Annotated in this window: 5 protein-coding genes; 2 read left to right on the top strand and 3 right to left on the bottom strand. The window is 72.9% G+C overall.

Features of this window, described 5'->3' with window-relative positions; translation table 11 throughout:
- Positions 1–88: 88 nt before the first annotated feature.
- The gene (locus tag AC2CJA_RS24835) at positions 89–661 is read right to left on the bottom strand and encodes a histidine phosphatase family protein (RefSeq protein ID WP_484604916.1); all 573 of its coding nucleotides are present in this window, start codon (positions 659–661) and stop codon (positions 89–91) included.
- A gap of 72 nt (positions 662–733) precedes the next feature.
- On the bottom strand, positions 734–1,153 hold the full coding sequence (locus AC2CJA_RS24830) for a GNAT family N-acetyltransferase (RefSeq protein ID WP_484604915.1): 420 nt from the start codon (positions 1,151–1,153) through the stop codon (positions 734–736).
- A 205-nt stretch (positions 1,154–1,358) separates the two neighbouring features.
- On the opposite strand from AC2CJA_RS24830, the gene AC2CJA_RS24825 reads away from it, so the two are divergent.
- Positions 1,359–1,580 (top strand): DUF1918 domain-containing protein, encoded by a 222-nt coding sequence (locus AC2CJA_RS24825; protein WP_101257188.1) that lies wholly within the window; start codon positions 1,359–1,361, stop codon positions 1,578–1,580.
- A gap of 53 nt (positions 1,581–1,633) precedes the next feature.
- On the opposite strand, the gene AC2CJA_RS24820 is transcribed toward AC2CJA_RS24825, so the two are convergent.
- Positions 1,634–2,890, bottom strand: a complete 1,257-nt coding sequence (locus AC2CJA_RS24820; RefSeq protein WP_484604914.1) for a glycoside hydrolase family 10-like protein — start codon at positions 2,888–2,890, stop codon at positions 1,634–1,636.
- A 428-nt stretch (positions 2,891–3,318) separates the two neighbouring features.
- Here AC2CJA_RS24820 and AC2CJA_RS24815 point away from each other — a divergent pair, with 428 nt between their 5' ends.
- Positions 3,319–4,176 carry a 3-hydroxybutyryl-CoA dehydrogenase gene (locus AC2CJA_RS24815; RefSeq protein WP_484604913.1) on the top strand — a complete coding sequence of 286 codons (858 nt, stop codon included), beginning with the start codon at positions 3,319–3,321 and terminating at the stop codon, positions 4,174–4,176.
- Positions 4,177–4,240 lie beyond the last annotated feature (64 nt).

Here is a 4,240-nt window from a genome sequence, read left to right as displayed (position 1 = left end):
GGGGGGCGCCCCGCGGCGGGGGGTGTTGGGGGGGGGGGCGGGGGGGGGGGGGGGGGGGGCCCCCCCCCCCCCCCCCCCCCGCCGCGCGTCAGTGGTCCATGGCCAGCGTCCAGTCCCCCGCCCACCCGGCCAGGGTGACCGACGACAGCGGCCGGACGTCCACCCGCCAGTAGGTGTGCGGCGGCGCCTTCAGCGCGTACACCGCGGCCGCGCGCAGCACCGTCGGCTCGGCGACCGCGGCGATCAGGGCGCCGCCCTCGCCGCCGGGCCGGGTGTCGAGCCATTCGCCGATCCGCAGGATGAAGGAGAACAGCGACTCGCCCCCGTGCGGAGTGGCGTGGGGGTCGGCGAGCCAGATGTCCACGGCCCGCGGCTCGACCGCGGCGACCTCCCTGAGGGTGCGTCCGCGCCACCGGCCCATGTCGCACTCGCGCAGCGCGGGCTGGGCCAGCGGCCGCATACCCAGGACGTCCCCGGTCTCGCGGCAGCGCATGGTCGGGGAGCAGTAGCGCAGCTCGGCGCCCGCCAGGTGCGCGTACGCCGGGATGGCCCGCTCGGCCTCCCGCCACCCGGCGGCGTCCAGAGGACGGTCGTCCTCGAAGCGCACGTCCAGCGGGGACGAGCTGCGGGCGGCGGCGAGCAGCGTGATCCGCAGGTGCATTACCGGATGGTAGAACCGTGAACCGGATTGTTCGACGGTCGGGCGCGGACTGTTTTCGGACGTATGCCCGGATCACCCGGGGACCAGCGCCATCAGCTGCCCCGGAGCCGCCGGCCGGCGGAAGCCGAGTCCCTCGTAGAGGCCGTGCGCGTCCTCGGTGGCCAGCAGCACCCGCCCCAGCCCGCAGGGTTCCAGTTCCGCGAGCGCGGCTCCCACCAGCGCCTTCCCCAGGCCCCGGCCGCGGGCGGCGGGGGCGACGTAGACATCGCACAGCCAGGCGAAGGTGGCCCGGTCGGTGACCACCCGCGCATAGCCGAGCTGCTCGCCGGTGGCCCGGTCGTACGCCCCGAGGTTGAGCGAGCCCGCGATGGCCGTCTCCTGTTTCACGCGACTGCGGCCCAGCGCCCAGTAGGCGTCGGTGGACAGCCAGCGGTGGACGCGGGCGACGTCGAGGCGGGCGGGGTCGGTGGAGATCTCGTACGGGGTGTTCATGGCTGGAGAGCCTGGCAGCCCCGGTGCGGCCCGTCGACCGGTTTTGCCTCTCCCCCGTCTCCCATCCGCTCCCCCTCGCTCACCTCCTGCTTCTCTCCGCTCCCCTCCGTCTCCCCGCTTCCGCGCTCGCGGGCGCCCGGCCGCCTTCCGCCCCTAGAATCGGGATGGAAGGGATTTTCTTCTTTACACGGACAGGAGACCGCCGATGCAGGCGAACGCGGGAGACCTGCTGCTGGTCCACGGCAGGTTCGTGGGGCAGCACGAGAGGGTCGCGGAGATCATCGAGGTACTGGGCACGAACGGCGAGCCGCCGTACCGGGTCCGCTTCGAGGACGGACACGAGACCGTGATGTCGCCGGGGCCCGACTCCGTGGTGCGGCACCACGGCGAGCCCCTGCTGGAGCACGGCGAGCCCCGGCGCCGCTGACACCGGGCCCCACGCCGAACGGGGGAACACGCGGAAGCACTGCCGGAGACCGGCTAGCGGGGCGCCCGCACCGGCCGGTCGTAATGCTCCTCCACCACCCGGCTCATCGCTCCGATCGGGTCCGCGGCGACGTGTCTCGCCGAGAAGTAGGCGTTGCCGCGGACCTCGGGATGGCGGCCGCAGAACGCCAGGTGGCGTGAGAGTTCGGCCGGATCGTGCCAGGCCGGCCCCTGGGCCGGGTCACCCGCCTTGTACAGCGCCTCGCCGATGTGGAGTTCGACGCCGGTGCCCCTCACCACGTCGGCCCACCAGGGCACCAGCTTCGCGTAGTCGGCGGCGGCGAAGCCGATGTTCCAGTACACCTGCGGCACGATGCAGTCGATCCAGCGCTCACGCACCCACTTGCGGGTGTCGGCGTACAGGTCGTCGTAGGTCTCCACGCCCGCGCGGGTGTCGGAGCCCGCCGGGTCGGTGCCCGCGTTGCGCCACACGGCGAAGGGGCTGATCCCGAAGCGCACGCGCGGTTTGGTCCGCCTCAGGCGCAGCGCGGTCTCCCGTACCAGCCGGTCGATGTTGTCGCGCCGCCAGTCGGCCCGGTCGGCGAAGGCCGCGCCGTACCGCTCGTAGGCGGCGTCGTCGTCGAAGACCTCGCCCGCCACCGGGTACGGGTAGAAGTAGTCGTCCCAGTGCACGCCGTCGATGTCGTAGCGCTCCACCGCGTCGAACATCGCGTCCTGGACGAAGGCACGCACCTCGGGGAGCCCGGGGTTGTAGTAGAGCTTGCCGCCGTAGGCCACCACCCACTCCGGGTGTCGGCGCGCGGGGTGGGAGCCCGCCAGCCGCGCGGGGTCGGTGTGGTTGGCCACCCGGTAGGGGTTGAACCAGGCGTGCAGCTCCAGCCCGCGCCGGTGGGCCTCGCACACGGCGAAGCCCAGCGGATCCCAGCCGGGATCCTCGCCCTGGGTGCCGGTGAGATACTGCGCCCAGGGCTCGTACGGCGAGGGCCACAGGGCGTCCGCGGTGGGCCTCACCTGGAAGAACACCGTGTTGAGACGGCGCTCGACCGCCATGTCCAGGTGTGCCAGCAGCTGCCTTCGCTGCTCGGCCGCGGCGAGCCCGGGCCTGGCCGGCCAGTCGATGTTGGCGACGGTCGCCACCCACACTCCGCGCAACTGCGGGCGCTGCCGGCGCCGGCCGCTCCCGTCCCGCTCCCCCGCCGACGCCGCTCCCGCCCCCGGGCCGGTCAGCAGCGAACCGGAAAGCACTCCGACCGCCGCCGCACCGAAGGTCCTCCGAGAGAAAAACCCCATGCTGCCTCCTCCTGACGACGACTCACCCGATCATCCCGGCCGGGTAGCCGGGCGGCAACCGTGCGTAGCGGACGCGTGAGCGCCCGTCGGCGCAGCACCGCCCGCGCGGTCGGCTCTGTCCGAGGATGCCGTGTCCATGTCCAAGAGAGGGTCGGCGGCCGTCACACCGGCGGCGCCGGCCCGGCCGGAGGATGACCGACCGCCTCCGTGAGCCCGGCCCCGGGCACCGCGCGGCGCTCCGTCGCCCACGAGGTCAACGGGGAGGCCCACGCCACGAGCCGGTCTTCCGGACGGCCGGCCGGCGGGGACCGCCGAGCCCCGGCCGCCCGTTTCCCCGGCTCGACGCGGTAACGTCGGTCGGCGAGGCGCTGCGGCCGGAACCGTACGGGGGCGGCGTCACGGACCAGTGGATCAGCGAAAGGCACGATGTGACCGACATCGAACGCGTCGGAGTGGTGGGCTGCGGCCAGATGGGCTCGGGTATCGCCGAGGTCTGCGCACGGGCAGGCCTGGACGTCATGGTCGCCGAGACCACCGGCGAAGCCCTGGAGATAGGCCGTACCCGGCTGGTGACCTCCCTGGAGAAGGCCGCCGCACGAGGCAAGATCAGCGAGGCGGAGCGCGACGCCACTCTGGAGCGCCTCTCCTTCACCACCGACCTCGGCGAGTTCGCCGACCGCGATCTGGTGATCGAGGCGGTCGTGGAGAACGAGCAGGTCAAGACCGAGATCTTCCAGATCCTCGACCAGGTGGTGACCAGCCCGGACGCGATCCTGGCCTCCAACACCTCCTCCATCCCGCTGGTGAAGCTGGCCGTGGCGACCTCCCGTCCGGACCGGGTGATCGGCATCCACTTCTTCAACCCCGCGCCGGTGCAGCGGCTGGTGGAGCTGATCCCCGCGCTGACCACCTCCGACGACACCATCGCGCGGGCCGAGACCGCGGTCGTCAAGCTGCTGGGCAAGCACGCCATCCGCGCCCAGGACCGCTCGGGCTTCGTGGTCAACGCGCTGCTGATCCCTTACCTGCTCTCGGCCATCCGGATGTTCGAGACGGGCATCGCCAGCCGCGAGGACATCGACAACGGCATGGAGATGGGCTGCGCGCACCCCATGGGGCCGCTCAAGCTCGCCGACCTCATCGGCCTGGACACCGTCGCCTCGGTCGCGTACTCGATGTACGAGGAGTACAAGGAGCCGCTGTACGCCGCTCCGCCGCTGCTGCAGCGGATGGTCGACGCCGGCCGCCTGGGCCGCAAGACCGGCGCGGGCTTCTACACGTACTGAGACCCGCCGGACCGCCGCGGAGACGGGAACGCCGGCGGCGGGGCGCCCCTCTTCAGAAGAGGGG

It is taken from the genome of Streptomyces sp. ATLC9 (genome assembly GCF_057196705.1).
The sequence above is the reverse complement of the archived record's forward strand: the minus strand, read 5'-3'. Positions and strand labels throughout refer to the sequence as shown.

What these genes read in the sequence shown, in the direction of transcription:
- AC2CJA_RS24835 (WP_484604916.1), bottom strand. Translation starts at nt 661, where the DNA reads ATGCACCTGCGGATCACGCTGCTCGCCGCCGCCCGCAGCTCGTCCCCG.
- AC2CJA_RS24825 (WP_101257188.1), top strand. Translation starts at nt 1,359, where the DNA reads ATGCAGGCGAACGCGGGAGACCTGCTGCTGGTCCACGGCAGGTTCGTG.
- AC2CJA_RS24830 (WP_484604915.1), bottom strand. Translation starts at nt 1,153, where the DNA reads ATGAACACCCCGTACGAGATCTCCACCGACCCCGCCCGCCTCGACGTC.
- AC2CJA_RS24820 (WP_484604914.1), bottom strand. Translation starts at nt 2,890, where the DNA reads ATGGGGTTTTTCTCTCGGAGGACCTTCGGTGCGGCGGCGGTCGGAGTG.